A 17,820-nucleotide genomic window follows, 5' to 3' on the forward strand; every position below is an offset into this window, starting at 1 on the left:
GGGCGGAGCGGCGCAAGCTCAGCCCCAACGGGAGCGGCCGGAGCGGCACGGCTCAGCGGATCCCGAATGCCTTGAGGATCGTGGCTTCCGTCGTCGCGAAAGCGGGCGTGCCGGGCACGAGCATGCCGAAATGCCCCGCGTCGGTCAGCGGCGTCACCTCAACCGTGTCGCCCAGCCCCTCACCGTGTGCGGCATAGGCCTGCGCCTCGGCGGGCAGATAGACGGTCGAGGGCAGGACATATTGCTTCACGCCGAGCGGATGGAGCGCGAAGGGTGAGGCGGCCCGGTAGCGCGCGGGCTGGTCGACTGGCTGACCGCCCATCAGCGGCACGATCACCGGCTTGCCGCACACCTTCGCGTCGACCCCGACGAATGGCGCGAGATCGCCCGGACCGTCGATCGCGACCACCGCCAGCGGTCGGAGCGGCCGCGCGGTCCAGATGTCGCTCGTCTTCGGGACGCGGCTGCGGCCGGCAACCCACAACGCCGCCTGCGCGCCCGCCGAGTGCCCGATAACGACCACGCGCTTGAGGTCGAGCCGGTTGGCCTTGGCCACTGCGCGCAACCGATCCGCAGCGCCGCCCCAATCCTGGAACGAGCCCGGCCAGCCGCCGCCCGGATCGCCGACCTCGCGATAGTCGATGTTCCAGGTGGCGATGCCACGTGCGGTGAGCGCGCCGGCGAGCGGCGCCATGTCGGCCGGCGCGCCGAAACCCTCCGTCCAGCAGCCGCCATGGATCAGCAGCGCCACCGGGAAAGGCCCACGCCCCTTCGGCAGGCGCAGATCGCCGACCTGTTGCGGCGCGGGCCCGTAGCGCAGGACGCGCGTAGGCGGCGTGACCGGCAGCGCGGACATCCTGGGGCGTCATCTGCGCCGGGGCGGTGGCAAGCAACAGCGCGGCAAGCGAAGCGATCATGGCAAGGCCCCCTCGGTTCAGCGGGAGCGAGCGTCGCTTCGTCGTGCTACAACGTCAAGCGCCGCCGAGCAGCGCCAATCCGCCGAGCAACAGCATCGTCCTGACCGCAGCCCATGCGACCGCGCCCGGCTGCGGATCGGCGAGCGACTCGATGCCGATCGCCATCGTCCAGAAGGCGAGCAGCAGCAGCGTGGCGGTGCCCGCAATCACCGCCCAACGCGAATCGGCCAGCAGCACCGGGCCGCTCGTCACGGCCAGGCCGATGAGCGGCAGCGCCGCGGCGGCGGACACCGCCATGAACAGGCCGAGCGAGGCGACCAGCAGCAGCGACACGCCCGCGCCGAGCCGGGCGCCCGCCGCGTTCACGCCACCTCCAGCAGCCGGGCGGCCTGTGCGCGCGCCTCCGCCGTCACCTCCGCGCCGGACAGCATACGGGCAATCTCTTCCCGCCGTGCCGTGCTGTCGAGCGCGTGGACCGAGGTGCGGGTGACGAGGCCGTCATGCGCCTTGGCGATCAGCCAGTGGCGGCGCGCACGGGCGGCCACCTGCGGGCTGTGCGTCACCACCAGCAGTTGCGAGCGCTCCGCCAGCCGCGCCAGCCGCTCACCGATGGCGGAGGCGACCGCGCCGCCGACACCGCGGTCGATCTCGTCGAAAATCATCGTGCCGGCGCCGCCCGCCTCCGCCAGCGCGACCTTAAGCGCGAGGATGAAGCGGCTGAGCTCGCCACCGCTGGCGATCTTGGCGAGGGGGGCGAAGGGCGCGCCCGGATTGGTCGCGATCTCGAACTCCACGCGGTCACGCCCGTGCGCGCCCCACTGCCGCTCATCCAGCGGTTCCACGACCGTCCTGAAGCGCGCGGCATCGAGCTTGAGCGGCGCCAGCTCCGCCGCGACCGCGGCGTCGAGCCGGGCGGCGGCCTCGCGGCGGCCGTCGGACAGGCCGGCGGCGGCCGCCTCATAGGCGGTGCGCGCGGCTTTCGCCTCCGCGGTCAGGCCGGCGAGGGCGCCCTCCCCTGCCTCGATCCGATCGCGCCGCGCCGCGAGATCGGCGGCGAGACCGGCAAGATCATCGGGCTGGACGCGGTGCTTGCGGGCGATGCCGCGGAGTTCGAACAGGCGGGTCTCGATCTCGTCGAGCCGCTCGGGATCGAAACGGAGCGCTTGGGCGCCGTCTGCCAGCGCACTCTCGGCATCCTCGGCCTCGACGATCGCGCGGTCGAGTGCGGCGAGCGCGTCGGCGAGGCGGGGATGATCGTCCGCCACCCGCTCCAGCCGGCGACCGGCCTTGCGTAGCGCGGCGACGGCTCCGTCCGTGCCGGCGAACTCGGCCTCCACGGCGGCGATGTCCTCGGCCAGGCGGGCGCCGCGCTGCATGCCCGCGCGCTCCTCCGCCAGAGCCGCCTCTTCGCCCGGCTCGGGTGCCAGCTTGGTCAGCTCGGCCACGGCATGGTCGAGCCACTCGCGATCGCGGTTCGCGGCGTCGAGCTCCTCGCGCGCCTGCGCCAGCGCGCCTTCTGCCGCCGCCCAGCGGCGATAGGCCGCGCCCACCGCCGCCACGTCCAGCCGGCCGAAAGCGTCAAGCAGCGCCCGATGGCCGCGCGCATTGACGAGGCCGCGATCGTCATGCTGACCGTGGATCTCGACCAGCCCCGCGCCAAGCTCCCGCAGCAACGCCACGCCGGCGGGCTGATCGTTGACGAAGGCGCGGCTGCCGCCATCGGCCTTGACGATGCGGCGGACGATCAGCGGCTCGCCCGGCTCCGCCTCCAGCCCGTTCTCCGCAAGCACGGCATGCGCAGGATGATCCGCCGACAGCTCGAACGTCGCGGTGACGACGGCCTGCGCGGCTCCCGAGCGGACGAGACCGCTGTCTGCCCGGGCGCCAAGCGCCAGACCGAGTGAATCGAGCAGGATCGACTTGCCGGCACCCGTCTCTCCGGTGAGCGCGTCGAGCCCGGCGGCGAAATCGAGCTCGAGCGCCTCGATCAGGACGACATCGCGGATGGCCAGCTGAGCGAGCATCGCCGCCTATCTAGTGCGGGATGGGACGCGTGAAAACCGTCTGTTCACGGCGTGTTCGCATGTCGGGCGCTCAGGCGCCGCAGCCATGCTCCTGGCACAGCTTGTAGGCGCGCTGATACCATTCGCTGCCGGGATAATTGGCGCCGAGCACCGCCGCCGTCTTCCGCGCCTCTTCCTTCACGCCCATCGCGAGATAGCTTTCGGTCAGCCGCTCCAGCGCCTCGGGCACGTGGCTCGTCGTATCAAATTGCTCCACCACCGTGCGGAAGCGGATGGACGAGGCCAGCCAGTCGGCGCGGCGCTGGTAGAAACGGCCGATCTCCATCTCCTTGCCCGCCAGGTGATCTCGAACGAGATCGACCTTCAGCCGCGCGTCGGCGGCGTAGCGCGTATCCGGGTAGCGGCGGATCACCTCACCCAGCGCATCGAGCGCCTGGCCGGTGATCTTCTGATCGCGCGTCACGTCGGTGATCTGCGAATAATAGTCGATCGCGATCAGATAGAGCGCGTAGGGCGCATCCTTGTTGCCCGGATGGATGGACAGGAAGCGCTGCGCCGACTTGATCGATTCGGCATAGTCGCGGGCAAGATAGTAGCTGAACGCGCTCATGAGCTGCGCCCGGCGGGCCCACACCGAATAAGGATGCTGCCGCTCCACCTCGTCGAACAGCGCGCCGGCCAGCTTGTACTGCCGCCGGTCGAGCCGGTCCTTCGCCGCCGAGTAGAGCGAGTCGACGTCGCGGGCGACATATTTCCTGTCGGCCTTGTTGCGCGACGTGGCACAGCCGGCGAGCGGCAGGGCGACACAGAGGAGGGCGAGCGGCGCAAGCGCGCGGAAAGACTGACGCATCGGGCGGCCTTCTAGCCGAGCCGAGCGCGGACGAAAAGACGGGCGTTAACCGCTGACCGCTAGAGGAGCGACGATGCGCGTGCTCACCCTCTCCACCCTGTTCCCCGATGCGACGCGGCCGAGTTTCGGCGTGTTCGTGGAGCGTCAGACGCGCGCGCTGGCCGAGCGGCCCGGTGTCGAGGTGCGGGTGGTGGCGCCGATCGGATTGCCTTTGCTCTATGGCGCGCGGGGGCGCTGGGCAGGTTTCTCCGGGGTGCCGGCACGCGAGGTGTGGGGCGGGCTGGAGGTGTCGCGGCCGCGGTTTCCGACGGTGCCGGCGATCGGCGGGCGGATGATGCCGGCATTGCTGGCGCGGACATTGCTGCCGCAGCTGCGTGCCTTGCGACGGCAGTGGCGGTTCGACGTGATCGATGCGGAGTTCTTCTACCCCGATGGCCCTGCGGCGGTGCGGCTGGGGCGTGCGCTGGGCGTACCGGTGTCGATCAAGGCGCGCGGGGCCGACATCCATCATTGGGGCCGGGTGGCGGGGCCGCAGATCGTGGCGGCAGGCCAGGCCGCGGGCGGCTTGCTGGCCGTCTCCGCCGCGCTGCGCCGGGACATGGCGGCGCTCGGCCTGCCGGAGCAGAGGGTCCGCGTGCACCATACCGGCGTAGAGCTCGACCGCTTCCGCCCCGTCGCGGATAGGGAGGTCGCCAAGCAGGCGTGGGGCGTGACCGGGCCGATGCTCGCCTGCGTCGGGCACCTCATCCCCCGCAAGGGCCAGACGATCGCGCTGGAGGCGCTGGCGCTGCTGCCGGGCGTGACCCTGATGCTGGCGGGCGAGGGCCCGGACCGCGCGGCGCTGGAGGCGCAGGCGGCGGCGCTCGGCATTGCGGCGCGCGTGCGCTTCCTCGGCAGCCTGCCGCATGCGCGCCTGCCCGATCTGCTGGCGGCGGCCGATGCGATGGTGCTGCCGGCCGCGTCCGAGGGGCTGGCCAATGCCTGGGTCGAGGCGATTGCGTGCGGTACGCCCGTCGTCACCTGCGACGTGGGCGGCGCGCGCGAGATCGTTGATCGGCCCGAGGCCGGGCGACTGGTGGCGCGCGAGGCGGAAGCGTTCGCGGCGGGGGTGCGTGAGGTGCTGGCGGCGGCCTACGTGCCGGATGTGGTGCGGGAGGCGGCGCTGCCGTTCACGTGGGAGGCGAATGCGGCCGCGCTGGAGGCGCATCTGCGCGGCGTCATCGCCGCCGCCTCCCGCTGAGAGTTCAGAGCCCGATCAGCGCAGCGCCGATCCAGCGGCCCTCGGCCCGCAGCACGCCCCACGCACGCGCGGCAGCGCGGCTGTCCATCGCCTCGACGCCGATTCCCTCCGCCTCAAGCGCGGCGACGAAGGTCGGTGACGGGCGGCGCAGCGTGGCGCCGGTGCCAAGCAGCAGGAACTCCGGCCGCGCGGCGATCAGCGGCGCGACATGCTCGGGCGCCAGATCGGCAAGCGCAGGCGCATCCCAGGCGCGCACCCATTCGGGGGTGAGCATCGCCGCGGCATAGGCCTGCCTGTCGATGCGGAAGCCCGTGCCGGAGAAGCCGGTGATCTGCGGCCCCGCACTGGGGTGCGCGGGATCGAGCTTCGCCATCAGGCCTTGGGGCCGATCCGCTCGGCGCCCGAGGCGATCGAGCTCTTCTTCGCCTTCTCTCGCACCTCGGCGGTGAGGCCGAGCGAGATGAGCAGCGAGGAGGAGACGTAGATGGACGAATAGGTGCCGACGACGATGCCGAGCATCATCGCCGCGGTGAAGCCGCGCAGCACATGGCCGCCGAACAGCAGCAGCGAGGCGAGCGCGAGCATGACCGTGATCGACGTCATCACCGTGCGCGGCAGCGTCTCGTTGACCGACAGGTCGATCAGCGCCTTCATGTCCATCTGCCGGTATTTCCGCATGTTCTCGCGGATGCGATCGTCGATCACCATCTTGTCGTTGATCGAATAGCCGACGATCGTCAGCACCGCGGCGACGATGTTGAGATCGAATTCGAGCCGGGTCAGCGCGAAGAAGCCGAGCGTCATCAGCACGTCGTGCAGGATGGCCACCGCGGTGGAGACGCCGAACTGCCATTCGTAGCGCAGCCACGAGAAGATCGCGATGCCGATGATGGCAAGCGCGATGGCGCCGACGCCGCGCAGGATCAGCTCGTTCGAGACCTTGCCCGAGACGGTGTCCGCGCGGAGGAACTGCACGCCCGGAAAATCCTGCGCCATGCCCGCACGGACCTTGCGGATCACCGCGGCGGTGGCGCCCTCATCCTCGCTCTCCGGCAAGGGCAGGCGAATGGAGACGGTGTTGGGATCACCCACACCCTGCAGCTGCGCCTCGCCGACGCCGAGCCGGTCGACCGAGGTGCGCACCCGGTCGAGCTGCTGCGGCTGCGGGAAACGGGCCTCGATCATCAGGCCGCCGACGAAATCGACGCCGAGGTTCAGGCCGCGCGCGCCGACGAGCCCGATCGCCAGCACGGTCAACAGGGCGGTGATGCCGAACGCCCAATACCGGATCCGGACGAAGCCGATATTGGTGTTGTCGGGGACGAGCTTCAGCAGGCGCATCAGATGTGGATCTCCGTCGGGCGCTTGCGCTTCAGCCAGCTCGCGACGAGCAGGCGGGTGAAGGTGACGGCGGTGAAGACGGACGTGGCGATGCCGATCAGCAGCACGACCGCGAAGCCCTTCACCGGCCCCGAGCCGAGCACGAGCATGATGACGCCGGCGATGGCGTGCGTCACGTTCGCCTCGAAGATGGTGCGGCTGGCTTCCTTGTAGCCATGCTCCACCGACGCGATGATCGATCGGCCGCGCCGCCGCTCCTCGCGGATGCGCTCGTTGATCAGCACGTTGGCGTCCACCGCGGTGCCGATGGTCAGCACGAAGCCGGCAATGCCCGGCAGGGTCAGCGTGCCGTTCAGCAGCGCCAGCACGCCGACGATGACGAACAGGTTCAGCGTGACCGCGATCGTCGCGTAGATGCCGAACCGCCCGTAGGTCAGCACCATGAACGCGATCACCGCGGCAACCGCGATGACGCTGGCGAGAACGCCGGCGCGGATCGAATCGGCGCCGAGCTGCGGGCCGACAGTGCGCTCCTCGATCACCTTGAGCGCGACGGGCAACGCACCCGAGCGCAGCTGGATCGCCATCGCATTGGCCGATTCGACGGTGTAGTTGCCCGAGATCTGCGCGGAGCCGTTGAGGATCGGCGTCTGGATCGTCGGCGCGGACAGCACCTGATTGTCGAGGATCATCGCAAACGGCTTGCCGACATTGTCGCGCGTCACCGCGGCGAAGCGCGCACCGCCCTGGCTGTTGAAGCTGATCGCGATGACCGGGCGGCCATTCTCGTCATAGCTTTGCTCGGCCTTGGTCAGCTGGTCGCCGGTGATGATGGCGCGGCGCTGCACCGCGATGAACTGGCCGGGCTGTTCCAGATAAGGCAGCGCCTGGCTGCCGGCCGGCGCGCGGCCGCGCGCGACGAGCGCGGGATCGGCGGCGAGATCTACCAGCTTGAACTCGAGCTTCGCCGTCTTGCCGAGCAGCGCCTTGAGCGCCTCCGGGTTCTGCAGGCCGGGCACCTGCACGTCGATGCGCGTGCTGCCCTGGCGGACGATCGACGGCTCACGCGTGCCGAGCTCGTCGATGCGCTTGCGGACGACTTCGGTCGCGACCTCCATCGCCTGATCGACCGCCTGCGCGACACCGTCCGGCGTCGGCGCCATCTCGATCCGCTGACCGTCGACCACGCGCACGTCCCAGTCACGCTGGCCGGTGATGCCGACGCCCTGCGTGAGCTTGCGGATCAGCTCCACCGCCGCATCGACGCGCGTCACGTCGCGCACGAAGAAGGACAGGCGGCCGTCGGTCGCAGAGATGTCGCCAATTTCGATGCGCGGATTGGCGCGGCGCATCTCGGCGCGCACCGTCTCCTCCATCGTCGCCAGGCGCTGGCGCCCAACGTCGGTGGTGTCGGCCTCAAGCAGCAGGCGGCTGCCGCCGGAGAGGTCGAGGCCCAGGTTGATCCGCGGGGCACGGCCGAGGCCGATCGCGCGCGCGGTCGACTCCGGCATCAGGCTGGGCAGCGCCAGCAGCACGCCGACCCCCAGCACGATCAGCGTCCACACGGCCTTCCAGCGCGGCATGTTCAGCATGGGGTGCGCGCCGGCTCAGTCGTTCGCGGGCTTGGCGCCGCCGAGCGGCTGCACGTCGGTGAGCGTCGCCTTGACGACGCGGACGCGCGTGTTGGGGGCGATCTCCACCTCGACCTGCGCGTCTTCGACCTTGGTGACGCGGCCGATCACGCCGCCGGCGGTGACGACGGTGTCGCCCTTCTTCACCGCATCGATGAGCGCGCGGTGCTGCTTCATGCGCTGCTGCTGCGGCCGGATCATCAGAAAATAGAAGATCACAAAGATCAGCAGCAGCGGCACGATCTGGACGAGGAAGCTGGACCCGCCCGCGGGCGTGGCGCCGGCGGCCTGGGCATATGCAGGGGATGCAAACATGGTCAGCGCGTTTCCGGCGAGCGTCATGGACCGGCGCGAAGGCACCAGTCCGGAAAGGCCGCGCAGCTAACATGGGCGTAGGTCAGGCGCAACTGCAGTGCGGCTTGCAAGCGGCCGCACAAGCGCGTAGGGGCGCCGCTCGCTGGTTTCGGGGCGTAGCGCAGCCTGGTAGCGCATCAGACTGGGGGTCTGGGGGTCGCAGGTTCGAATCCTGTCGCCCCGACCAGCGAAAACAAGCCGTGGCGGCACCTGCCGGGCTTTCCAACATGAACCGATCTGGTTATCCGCTCGCCTGAACGACTCGGGAGTGCCAGCGCATGACCATGCCCCCTGCCCCGGCGGAGCCCGCCGACACGGATCGCTTCACCCGCCGCGCGCGACCGGCCTTCCTTTACGTCATGTACGTGCTGCTGCTGTGGACCATCCCGATGGGTCTGATCGGCGCGGTGCGGCCCGATGCGGCGGCGGCGATGACGCGCTTCATGGCGGCCTATCTGGCTGCCATTCCCGAGCCGCTCTACGCCCTCTTCGGCACGGGCTATCTCGGCTACACGGTGGCGCGGGAATGGGGCAAGGCGAAGGCTGGCCCGGGGGATCGACCATGACGACGCTGGCGCTGCTGATCTGCTCCAACCTGTTCATGACGGTGGCCTGGTACGGCCACCTGAAGTTTCCGGACGCGCGGCTGTGGCTCGTCGTGCTCGCCTCGTGGGGGATTGCGTTCGTCGAATATTGCTTCGCGGTGCCGGCCAACCGGATCGGACATGCGCAGGGCCTGTCGGGCGGGCAGCTGAAGATCATGCAGGAATGCGTGACGCTGGCGGTATTCGCCGTCTTCGCGACGCTGGTGCTCAAGGAGCCGCTGACGTGGCGCTATCTCGGCGCGGGGGCGTGCCTGGCTGGAGCGGCGGCGTTCATGTTCGTCGGGCGGCACTAGCGGCCCCCTGCCCCCGCTCCCATATCGCGCCCGACACGCAAGCGGGATGCAGATGAGCGACGACAAGATCGGCTGGCACGGGACGACGATCCTGTCCGTGCGGAGAAACGGCAAGGTGGTGGTGGCCGGCGACGGCCAGGTCTCCATGGGCAATACGGTGATGAAGCCGAATGCGCGCAAGGTGCGCCGCATCGGCAACGGGCAGGTGATCGCAGGGTTCGCCGGCGCGACCGCCGATGCCTTCACCCTGTTCGAGCGGCTGGAGCGCAAGCTGGAGACGCATCACGGCCAGCTGCTGCGCGCCGCGGTGGAGCTGGCCAAGGATTGGCGGACGGACAAATATCTCCGCAACCTCGAAGCACTGATGATCGTCGCCGACAAGGACGTGACGCTGATCCTGACCGGCAATGGCGACGTGCTGGAGCCGGAGGCGGGCGTGGCCGCGATCGGCTCCGGTGGCAATTACGCGCTGGCGGCCGCACGCGCGCTCGTCGACTATGAGGCGGATGCCGAGACGATCTGCCGCAAGGCGATGCAGATCGCCGCCGACGTGTGCGTCTTCACCAACGGCAATCTGACGATCGAGACGATCGAGACGGCGGCAGCTTGACGCTTCGTTCGGGCTGAGCTTGTCGAAGCCTTGTTCTTCCCCTTGGCGCCCGAGCGAAGAAGGACAGCCCTTCGACAAGCTCAGGGCGAACGGATTGGTTCTGATACGAAGATGAACGACACCCTTACCCCCAAAGCGATCGTCGCGGCGCTGGACGCGCATATCGTCGGCCAGCAGGACGCCAAGCGCGCGGTCGCGGTGGCGCTGCGCAATCGCTGGCGGCGGCAACGGCTCGCGCCCGAGCTGCGCGACGAGGTTTCGCCGAAGAACATCCTGATGATCGGGCCGACCGGGTGCGGCAAGACGGAGATCAGCCGCCGGCTGGCGAAGCTGGCCGACGCGCCGTTCGTGAAGGTCGAGGCGACCAAGTTTACCGAGGTCGGCTATGTCGGCCGCGACGTGGAGCAGATCGCCCGCGATCTCGTCGAGGAAGCGGTGCGGCTGGAGAAGGAACGCCGCCGCGCCGCGGTGAAGGACAAGGCGGAGGAGGCGGCGCGCGCGCGCCTGCTCGACGCGCTGGTCGGCAAGGATGCGTCCGAGGCGACGCGCACCGCCTTCTGGCAGCGCTTCACCGACGGGCATCTGGCCGACAAGGAAGTCGAGCTGGAGCTGGAGGATAATGGCGGCGCGCCGTTCGAGATCCCCGGCATGGGCGGCCAGGTCGGCATGATCAATCTTGGCGACATGATGGGCAAGCTGGCGGGCGGGCGCACCAAGCGCCGCCGCCTGCCGGTGCCCGCGGCCTGGGCCAAGCTGGTCGAGGAGGAAGCCGACAAGCGCCTCGACCAGGACGAGGTGAACCGCGCGGCGCTGGCCGATGCGGAGGCGAACGGCATCGTCTTCCTCGACGAGATCGACAAGATCGCCGTCTCCGACGTGCGTGGCGGCTCCGTCAGCCGCGAGGGCGTGCAGCGCGATCTGCTGCCGCTGATCGAGGGCACGACGGTCGCCACGAAATACGGCCCGATGAAGACGGACCATATTCTGTTCATCGCCAGCGGCGCCTTCCATGTCGCGAAGCCGAGTGACCTGCTGCCCGAACTGCAGGGCCGCCTGCCGATCCGCGTCGAGCTGAAGGCGCTGACCGAAGCGGATTTCGTCCGCATCCTCTCCGCCACGCGCGCCTCGCTGACCGAGCAGTATCGCGCGCTGATCGCGACGGAAGGTGTCGAGATCGGCTTCACCGAGGATGGCATTGCCGCCATCGCCCGCATCGCTGCCGAGGTGAACGGGCAGGTGGAGAATATCGGTGCGCGGCGGCTCTCGACGGTAATGGAGAAGCTGCTCGAGGAAGTGAGCTTCGAGGCGGAGGACCGCGGCGGCACGACGCTGACCGTCGATGCGGCTTATGTCGAGGGGCAGCTGGCCGAGGTGGCGCGCAATACGGACCTGTCGAAATACGTGCTGTGAAGCGCCTGCCGTCATGCTGAACTTGTTTCAGCATCCACCGGGCGGCTGGGCGCGTTGTTTGCGGCGAGTGCGCTGCGGGTGCGGCGCTTTCCTCGAATGGTCGGATGCGGAGATGGGTGGATGCTGAAACGAGTTCGGCATGATGGATAAGCGAGTGCCCCCGTTGGAGCAGTTGCGCCGCCGCATCGCGGGCGAAGTCGTCAGCCTGTTCAACGATCGATCCCGCGGCGAAGCGCCGGTGATACGGCGGCCGGCGGAGAGCTGGTTCGGGCCCGACAGCGTGACGTGGGGCGTGCATGGCGATGTCACAGCGATGATGGTCGGCGGGGTCGCCAGCCTGCTCCTGCAGATGCTGCACCCCAAGGTGCTAGCGGGCGTATGGGACCACAGCAATTTCCGCGCGGATATGCATGGCCGCCTGCGCCGCACCGCCCGCTTCATCGCGACCACCACCTATGCCGCCGAGAGCGACGCACAGGCGGCGATCGCACGGGTGCGGGCGATCCACGCCAAGGTCTCCGGCACCTTGCCCGACGGCACGCCTTACGTGGCGGACGATCCGCGCCTGCTCGCCTGGGTGCACGTGACCGAGACATGGAGCTTCCTCGCCGCCTCGCTCCGCTATGGCCGCAAGCGGCTGAGCGCGGCGGAGCAGGACCGTTATTTCGCGGAGATGGCGCGGGTCGGGCACGCGCTCGGCGCAGATCCGGTGCCGACCGACCGGCGTGGCGCGGAAGCGCTGATCGCGACGATGCGCCCCGAGCTGCGCGTGGACGAGCGCACGCGCGAGGTCTCGCGGCTGGTGCTGGAGCAGCGGCCTAAGAACCCGCTCGCCCAGCCCGCGCAGGCGCTGGTGATGCAGGCGGGTGTCGATCTGCTGCCCGGCTGGGCGCGGTCGATGCAGGGCCTGGGCGGCGGCACCACGTTGGGTGCGCCGCTGGTGCGGGCGGGCACGCTCGGCGTCGCGCGGACGCTGCGCTGGGCGTTCGGCTAGGCGGGCCTGTCGCTCCGTAACGAAACGTGTCCGGATGGAGCGCCGCTGCGGGTGCCTCGACAAAGTCGGGACCGGCGGCCACAAGCGCGCCCCATGTCGATCTTCCACTCCCTCCTTGCCTGGGCCGCCGGGATCATCGTCGCGGTGATCTCCTCCACCGGCTATCTCGGCGTCATCCTGCTGATGGCGATCGAGAGCGCGTGCATCCCGCTGCCGTCCGAGGTGATCATGCCGTTCGCCGGCTATCTCGCCTCAACGGGCGAGCTGAACCTGTGGCTGGTGGCGACGGCGGGAGCGATCGGCTGCAACGTCGGCTCGGTCGTCGCCTATGAAGCGGGCAAGCGTGGCGGTAGGCCGTTCGTCGCGCGCTGGGGCAAATATGTGCTGGTATCGCTGCACGATCTCGACCGGGCGGAGGCGTTCGTCGCACGCTGGGGCTCGATCGCTATGCTGGTGTGCCGGATGCTGCCGGTGGTCCGCTCGTTCATCGCCTTCCCCGCGGGCGTGGCCCGGATGAACCTGTGGAAGTTCCACCTCTACACCTTCATCGGCTCCTGGCCGTGGTGCTATGCGCTGGCGTGGGTCGGCTTCCGCCTCGGGCGCGCATGGGATCAGGATCCGCGCCTGAAGGCACTGCTGCACCGGCTCGACTTCGTCGTCGTCGGCGTCATCCTCGCGCTCGGCATCTGGTTCCTCTGGCACAAATATGCAGAGGTGCGCCGCGAAAAGGCGCGGCGGCAGGCGCTGGGGGTGGAGGACTGAGCCGACCGGACTGGCGCTGCGCGGTCCGCCGCAGCGGCGTGCTGGCCGCACTCGCCGCCTTTGATCCGCATATCGCCGGCACACCGCCACTCGGCCTCGACCTGCCGACGAGCGATATCGACATCCTCTGCCATGCTCCGGATAGCGCAGCGTTCGCCGCGACGGTGAGCGCCCGGCTGGGTCATCAATCGGGCTTTGCGTTGCGGACGCGCGCGGACGGGGCGCAGGTGGTCCGCTTCATCGCGGCAGGATGGCCGTTCGAGGTGTTTGCGAGCGCGATCCCCGTGATCGATCAGCCGGGCTGGCGCCATTTCCGCATCGAGCGGCGGCTGCTCCGGCTCGGCGGGACGCGGCTGCGCGCGGCGGTGATGGCGCGCCGTCACAGGGGCATGAAGACGGAGCCTGCCTTTGCCGATCTGCTGGGCTTGCCGGGCAACCCCTATGAGGCTCTGCTCACGCTGGAGGCGATGACGGACGCGGTGCTTGGCGCATGCGTGCGGCACGCGCTCAATAGGACGACGACCTAGCCGGTGCCCGCGCCCTCCCCGCCCGGCCGAGCCTGACGAGGAGGGTAGGGACGGGACTGATTAGCGGCCGCCGGTGCGCTGCACGGCGCCCTTGTGCGCGCCGACGCCGCCGGGGCGGCGCGGCGGGAAGCGGCGCTTGGGCTGCTCGGAGGGGGCGCCGTGGCGATCGCCCGCGGGGTTGGCGCGGGGGCCGCGATCGCCCCGGCCGCCATTGCCGCGGCGATCACCGTGGCCGTGACCATGGCCTTCGCTGCGCGTCGACGCCGCTGCCTTGGGCAGCTTGGCAGCCTCCGCCAGGAAGTTCTCCGGCAGCGGCATGGGCGTCAGCTTGATCCGCGTCAGCCGCTCGATGTCGCGCAGGAACGGACGCTCATCCTCCGCCACGAACGACAGCGCGACGCCCGCGGCGCCGGCACGCGCGGTGCGGCCGATGCGGTGGACATATTGCTCGGGCACATTCGGCAGCTCGAAGTTGAACACGTGGCTGACGCCGCCGACATCGATGCCGCGCGCGGCGATGTCCGTCGCCACGAGGATGCGGATGTCGCCCTTGCGGAAGGCGGCGAGCGCCTTTTCGCGCTGCGGCTGGCTCTTGTTGCCGTGGATCGCGGCGCAGCCGATGCCCGCCGCCTCGAGATTGCGCACCACCCGGTCCGCGCCGTGCTTGGTGCGGGTGAAGACGAGCGCGCGGTCGATCGGCTCGGACTTGATCTTGAGCGTGAGGAGCGCCTGCTTCTCCGACTGGTTCACGTGCGTGGCGAACTGGTCGACCCGCTCCGCCGTGGTCGCCGCGGGAGCGACCGAGACCTTGGCCGGGTTGGTCAGGAAGCGATCGCCAAGCTCGGCGATCGTCTTCGGCATGGTGGCCGAGAAGAACAGCGACTGGCGCTTCTTCGGCAGGAGCTGATCGATCCGCTTCAGCGCGTGGATGAAGCCGAGATCGAGCATCTGGTCGGCCTCGTCGAGGACGAAGATCTCGACGTTGCGCAGCGTCAGCGCGCGCTGGTCGATCAGGTCGAGCAGGCGGCCGGGGGTCGCGACGAGGATGTCCACGCCGGGCCCGAGCGCGCGCATCTGCCGGCCGATCGGCACGCCGCCGAACACCGTCATCACCGACAGGCGGAGGAACTTGCCGTAGACGGTGAAGCTGTCGGCGATCTGGCTGGCCAGCTCGCGCGTCGGCGCCAGCACCAGCATGCGGCAGCCGCCCGGCGGCCGCGGCTTCGGATCGGCGGAGAGGCGGTGGAGCGAGGGGAGCGCGAAGGCGCCGGTCTTGCCGGTGCCGGTCTGCGCGATGCCGCACAGGTCGCGCCCGTCGAGAAGAGCGGGGATGGCCTGCGCCTGAATGGGCGTCGGCTTGTCATAGCCCTTCGCGGCGAGCGCGCGCTGGATCGGCTCGGCAAGCGCGAGGTCGGAGAAGCTGGTCAAATATCACTCACATGGTCGGCTGCCGGCACGCGACGAAATGCGCGCCGGACGAGCGGGTTCGTCCGACGACCCGCGTGAAAGGGAAGCCTTGGGGCTGGCGCCGATCAGTCGGGGAAGCCGGCCCTGGCCAAAACGGTCAGGCGTTCACGCTGCTCCAGCCCGGACGGCCTCAGGCCGCTCGACGCCCGGCGCATATGGCGGCGCAACGTGGCGAAAGCAAGGCGGTGCGTGTGCGCGCGGTCAAAGGGTCCGTAGCACCAGCATCGTGCCGGCGATCCCCACCGCCCACATCATCGCCGCGGTGCAACAAACCCAAACCACTGGATGCATCCGCCTGATCATGGTGCGCGCCCTCTTCCTTATGTCTTTGAGCGGACCATCGCGTGGATCATTCCGCTTGTCGAACGGTGTTTGCCGATCTCCGTGAGTGAGACAAACGATGGGCGCGGCCTTGATCCCTCTTCCCGCTCGGGCCACATGCCAGCCATGTTGATCGAGACCGAACCGACGCCGAACCCGGCCACGCTGAAGTTCCTTCCCGGACGCGCGGTGATGGACGCGGGCACGCGCGACTTCGCGACGCCGGAAGAGGCGGAAGCCTCGCCGCTCGCCTCCGCCTTGTTCAGCCTGGGTGATGTGGAAGGCGTGTTCTTCGGGTCGGATTTCGTGTCGGTCACTTCGGCACCCGGATCCGAGTGGCGGGATCTGAAGCCGCAGGTGCTCGACGTGCTGCTCGACCATTTCGCCAGCGGCGCCCCCCTGTTCGCCGGTGGCGGCGCGGGTGCGATCCGGATCGATGACGATGCTTTCCCGGAGAACCCGGAGGATGCCGACATCGTCGACCAGATTAAGGACCTGATCGAGACGCGCGTGCGCCCGGCCGTCGCGCGCGACGGCGGCGACATCGTCTATCGCGGGTTCGACCGCGGCACCGTCTACCTCGCGATGCATGGCGCCTGCGCCGGCTGCCCGTCGTCCACCGCGACGCTGAAGCAGGGTATCGAGACGCTGCTGAAGCATTATGTGCCGGAAGTGACCGAGGTCCGCGCCGCCTGATCAGGCGCCATCTGGGGGGAAGTGAGAGCCATGCCTGACACGCTGAGCGACGACGCGCTCGACCGCCTGTTCCGCACCGCGCGTTCCTACAACGCCTATCTCGACGAGCCGGTATCGGACGCGCAGCTGCGCGCCATCTGGAACCTGATGAAGTGGGGCCCGACCTCGGCCAACCAGCTGCCCGCACGCTTCGTCTGGGTGCGCAGCGACGAGGCCAAGGCGCGGCTGGCCGACTGCGTGTCGGAGAACAACAAGGCGAAGATCCTGTCCGCACCGGTCACCGCGATCATCGGCATGGATCTCGACTTTCCCGAGCATCTGCCGCGGCTCTTCCCGCACACCGATGCGCGCAGCTGGTTTGCGGGCAACGAGCCGCTGATCCACGCCTCCGCCTTCCGCAACTCGACGCTGCAGGGCGCCTATCTGATCCTCGCCGCGCGGGCGGTGGGGCTGGATTCGGGCGCCATGTCCGGCTTCGACAATGATGCGGTGGATGCCGCCTTCTTCCCGGACACGCGCATCCGCTCCAACTTCATCGTCACGTTGGGGCGCGGCGACCCGGCCTCGATCTTCGACCGGCTGCCGCGGCCGGACTTCGAGGATTACAACAAGATCGTCTGAGTGGCGCTGACCCTCGCCATCGAGACCGCGACCGCCGCCTGCTCGGCGGCGCTGATCGACGGCGCCACTATAGTGGCCGAGCGGCATGAGCTGGTCGGCCGCGGCCATGCCGAGCGGCTGGTGCCGATGATCGCCGAGCTGCTGGATGGGCGCCGCCCCGATGCCATCCTGGTGGATGCCGGCCCGGGCAGCTTCACCGGCGTCCGCGTCGGCCTCGCTGCGGCGCGGGGGCTGGCGCTGGCGTGGGGGGCGGAGCTGCACGGCTTCTCCTCGCTCGCGCTGCTCGCAGCACAGTCGGCGCAGGAGGGCGTCGTGGTGGCAGCGCTGCCGGGCGGGCATGGCGAGTTGTTCGTCCAGCGCTTCGCCGCCGCGCCGCTACGCCCGTTGAGCGAGCTCCTGTCGCTGCCGCCGGACGCGGCTCTGGCCTTTATCGGGAGCGATCCGATCGTAGGGGCGGGCGCCGCCCTGCTCGGCCGCGACACGGCCGCGCCAGCGAACCCGCCGCGCGCAGCGAACGTCGTGCTGCTGCCCGCTGCCCTGGCGTCGCTTGCCCCCTCGCCTCTTTACGGGCGCGCGCCCGATGCCAAGATGCCGGCATGACCGCACCCGCCGCCGAGCTGATCCTGCGCCCCGGTGATGGCCGCGACTTGGACGAGGTGATGGCGGTGATGGACAATGCGTTCGATCCCGCCTTCGGTGAGGCATGGACGCGCGCGCAGGCGCAGGGCGTGATCGGGCTGACCGGCGTGTGGCTCACCCTTGCGCGCCATGGCATTGCCCCCGCGGGCTTCGCGCTCAGCCGCGTCGTTGCGGACGAGGCGGAGCTGCTGTTGCTGGCAGTGCCCGGCAGCGCACGGCGGCGCGGCACCGGCGCGGCGCTACTGGCGAAGACGATGGAGGGAGCGCGTGCGCGCGGCGCGGCGACGCTGCACCTCGAAGTGCGCGAGAATAATCCCGCGCTGGAGCTGTATCGCCATGCCGGCTTCGTCCAGGTCGGTCGGCGCGCGCGCTACTATCGCGGGCAGGATGGCCGCAGTTACGACGCGCTGACGCTTTCGTTGAGCCTCCGACCCGAAGTTGCTTGCAAATAACGCATCTGCCCGACTAATCGCCTCGTCAGAGCAGAGCCGCCTAACGGCCAAGCATCTCAAGCATAT

Annotated in this window: 21 protein-coding genes and 1 tRNA gene; 13 read left to right on the plus strand and 9 right to left on the minus strand. The window is 69.7% G+C overall.

What is annotated here, in order from left to right:
- Positions 1-52: 52 nt before the first annotated feature.
- The 4 genes from BM360_RS18140 to BM360_RS18155 form a co-directional block, all read right to left on the minus strand.
- Entirely contained in the window at positions 53-856 is an 804-nt protein-coding gene (locus BM360_RS18140; RefSeq protein WP_093316933.1) for an alpha/beta hydrolase family protein, read from the minus strand.
- A 115-nt stretch (positions 857-971) separates the two neighbouring features.
- Complete coding sequence (locus BM360_RS18145) at positions 972-1,283, minus strand: hypothetical protein (RefSeq protein ID WP_093316936.1); 312 nt, start codon at positions 1,281-1,283, stop codon at positions 972-974.
- The gene (recN, locus tag BM360_RS18150; RefSeq protein ID WP_093316938.1) at positions 1,280-2,941 is read right to left on the minus strand and encodes a DNA repair protein RecN; all 1,662 of its coding nucleotides are present in this window, start codon (positions 2,939-2,941) and stop codon (positions 1,280-1,282) included. The genes BM360_RS18145 and recN overlap by 4 nt, the downstream gene beginning before the upstream one ends.
- Before the next feature lie 70 nt (positions 2,942-3,011).
- Positions 3,012-3,791, minus strand: coding sequence for an outer membrane protein assembly factor BamD (locus BM360_RS18155; RefSeq protein ID WP_093316941.1), 780 nt, complete (start codon positions 3,789-3,791; stop codon positions 3,012-3,014).
- Positions 3,792-3,864: 73 nt separating this feature from the next.
- Here BM360_RS18155 and BM360_RS18160 point away from each other — a divergent pair, with 73 nt between their 5' ends.
- Positions 3,865-5,031, plus strand: a complete 1,167-nt coding sequence (locus BM360_RS18160) for a glycosyltransferase (RefSeq protein WP_093316943.1) — start codon at positions 3,865-3,867, stop codon at positions 5,029-5,031.
- Positions 5,032-5,035: 4 nt separating this feature from the next.
- Here BM360_RS18160 and BM360_RS18165 read toward each other — a convergent pair whose 3' ends face one another.
- The 4 genes from BM360_RS18165 to yajC are packed head-to-tail and all read right to left on the minus strand — an operon-like array spanning position 5,036 to position 8,318.
- On the minus strand, positions 5,036-5,404 hold the full coding sequence (locus BM360_RS18165; RefSeq protein ID WP_093316946.1) for an Mth938-like domain-containing protein: 369 nt from the start codon (positions 5,402-5,404) through the stop codon (positions 5,036-5,038).
- A complete protein-coding gene (secF, locus tag BM360_RS18170; RefSeq protein WP_093316948.1) occupies positions 5,404-6,372 on the minus strand; it encodes a protein translocase subunit SecF in 969 nt (322 codons plus the stop codon). The genes BM360_RS18165 and secF overlap by 1 nt, the downstream gene beginning before the upstream one ends.
- Entirely contained in the window at positions 6,372-7,964 is a 1,593-nt protein-coding gene (gene secD, locus BM360_RS18175; protein WP_093316951.1) for a protein translocase subunit SecD, read from the minus strand. The genes secF and secD overlap by 1 nt, the downstream gene beginning before the upstream one ends.
- Before the next feature lie 15 nt (positions 7,965-7,979).
- Positions 7,980-8,318, minus strand: a complete 339-nt coding sequence (gene yajC / locus BM360_RS18180) for a preprotein translocase subunit YajC (RefSeq protein WP_093317441.1) — start codon at positions 8,316-8,318, stop codon at positions 7,980-7,982.
- A gap of 149 nt (positions 8,319-8,467) precedes the next feature.
- Between yajC and BM360_RS18185 the strand changes: the two genes are divergently transcribed.
- From BM360_RS18185 to BM360_RS18220, 8 genes are all read left to right on the plus strand, one after another.
- Positions 8,468-8,544 (plus strand) — tRNA-Pro (locus BM360_RS18185).
- Between the two features lie 91 nt (positions 8,545-8,635).
- Positions 8,636-8,923: a 3TM-type holin gene (locus tag BM360_RS18190; protein ID WP_207544643.1), complete on the plus strand. Its 288-nt coding sequence runs from the start codon at positions 8,636-8,638 to the stop codon at positions 8,921-8,923.
- A complete protein-coding gene (locus tag BM360_RS18195; RefSeq protein WP_093316955.1) occupies positions 8,920-9,255 on the plus strand; it encodes a DMT family protein in 336 nt (111 codons plus the stop codon). Before BM360_RS18190 ends, BM360_RS18195 begins: the two co-directional genes overlap by 4 nt.
- 52 nt (positions 9,256-9,307) lie before the next feature.
- The gene (gene hslV, locus BM360_RS18200; RefSeq protein WP_093316958.1) at positions 9,308-9,865 is read left to right on the plus strand and encodes an ATP-dependent protease subunit HslV; all 558 of its coding nucleotides are present in this window, start codon (positions 9,308-9,310) and stop codon (positions 9,863-9,865) included.
- A 111-nt stretch (positions 9,866-9,976) separates the two neighbouring features.
- The gene (hslU, locus tag BM360_RS18205; protein ID WP_093316961.1) at positions 9,977-11,275 is read left to right on the plus strand and encodes an ATP-dependent protease ATPase subunit HslU; all 1,299 of its coding nucleotides are present in this window, start codon (positions 9,977-9,979) and stop codon (positions 11,273-11,275) included.
- 142 nt (positions 11,276-11,417) lie between these two features.
- A complete protein-coding gene (locus BM360_RS18210) occupies positions 11,418-12,269 on the plus strand; it encodes an oxygenase MpaB family protein (RefSeq protein ID WP_093317447.1) in 852 nt (283 codons plus the stop codon).
- A gap of 93 nt (positions 12,270-12,362) precedes the next feature.
- Entirely contained in the window at positions 12,363-13,031 is a 669-nt protein-coding gene (locus BM360_RS18215) for a DedA family protein (RefSeq protein ID WP_093316964.1), read from the plus strand.
- Positions 13,028-13,558, plus strand: a complete 531-nt coding sequence (locus tag BM360_RS18220) for a DUF4269 domain-containing protein (RefSeq protein WP_093317449.1) — start codon at positions 13,028-13,030, stop codon at positions 13,556-13,558. Before BM360_RS18215 ends, BM360_RS18220 begins: the two co-directional genes overlap by 4 nt.
- Before the next feature lie 60 nt (positions 13,559-13,618).
- Here BM360_RS18220 and BM360_RS18225 read toward each other — a convergent pair whose 3' ends face one another.
- On the minus strand, positions 13,619-14,986 hold the full coding sequence (locus BM360_RS18225; protein ID WP_093316966.1) for a DEAD/DEAH box helicase: 1,368 nt from the start codon (positions 14,984-14,986) through the stop codon (positions 13,619-13,621).
- A 486-nt stretch (positions 14,987-15,472) separates the two neighbouring features.
- Between BM360_RS18225 and BM360_RS18230 the strand changes: the two genes are divergently transcribed.
- Genes BM360_RS18230 through BM360_RS18245 form a run of 4 tightly spaced genes read left to right on the plus strand, consistent with a single transcriptional unit; the run spans position 15,473 to position 17,754 of the window.
- A complete protein-coding gene (locus tag BM360_RS18230) occupies positions 15,473-16,042 on the plus strand; it encodes a NifU family protein (RefSeq protein WP_093316969.1) in 570 nt (189 codons plus the stop codon).
- A gap of 30 nt (positions 16,043-16,072) precedes the next feature.
- The gene (locus BM360_RS18235) at positions 16,073-16,663 is read left to right on the plus strand and encodes a malonic semialdehyde reductase (protein WP_093316971.1); all 591 of its coding nucleotides are present in this window, start codon (positions 16,073-16,075) and stop codon (positions 16,661-16,663) included.
- Positions 16,664-17,263: a tRNA (adenosine(37)-N6)-threonylcarbamoyltransferase complex dimerization subunit type 1 TsaB gene (gene tsaB / locus BM360_RS18240; protein WP_093316973.1), complete on the plus strand. Its 600-nt coding sequence runs from the start codon at positions 16,664-16,666 to the stop codon at positions 17,261-17,263.
- Complete coding sequence (locus BM360_RS18245) at positions 17,260-17,754, plus strand: GNAT family N-acetyltransferase (protein WP_093316976.1); 495 nt, start codon at positions 17,260-17,262, stop codon at positions 17,752-17,754. Before tsaB ends, BM360_RS18245 begins: the two co-directional genes overlap by 4 nt.
- Positions 17,755-17,820 lie beyond the last annotated feature (66 nt).

The organism is Sphingomonas jatrophae (assembly GCF_900113315.1).
GTDB classification, from domain to species: domain Bacteria; phylum Pseudomonadota; class Alphaproteobacteria; order Sphingomonadales; family Sphingomonadaceae; genus Sphingomonas_P; species Sphingomonas_P jatrophae.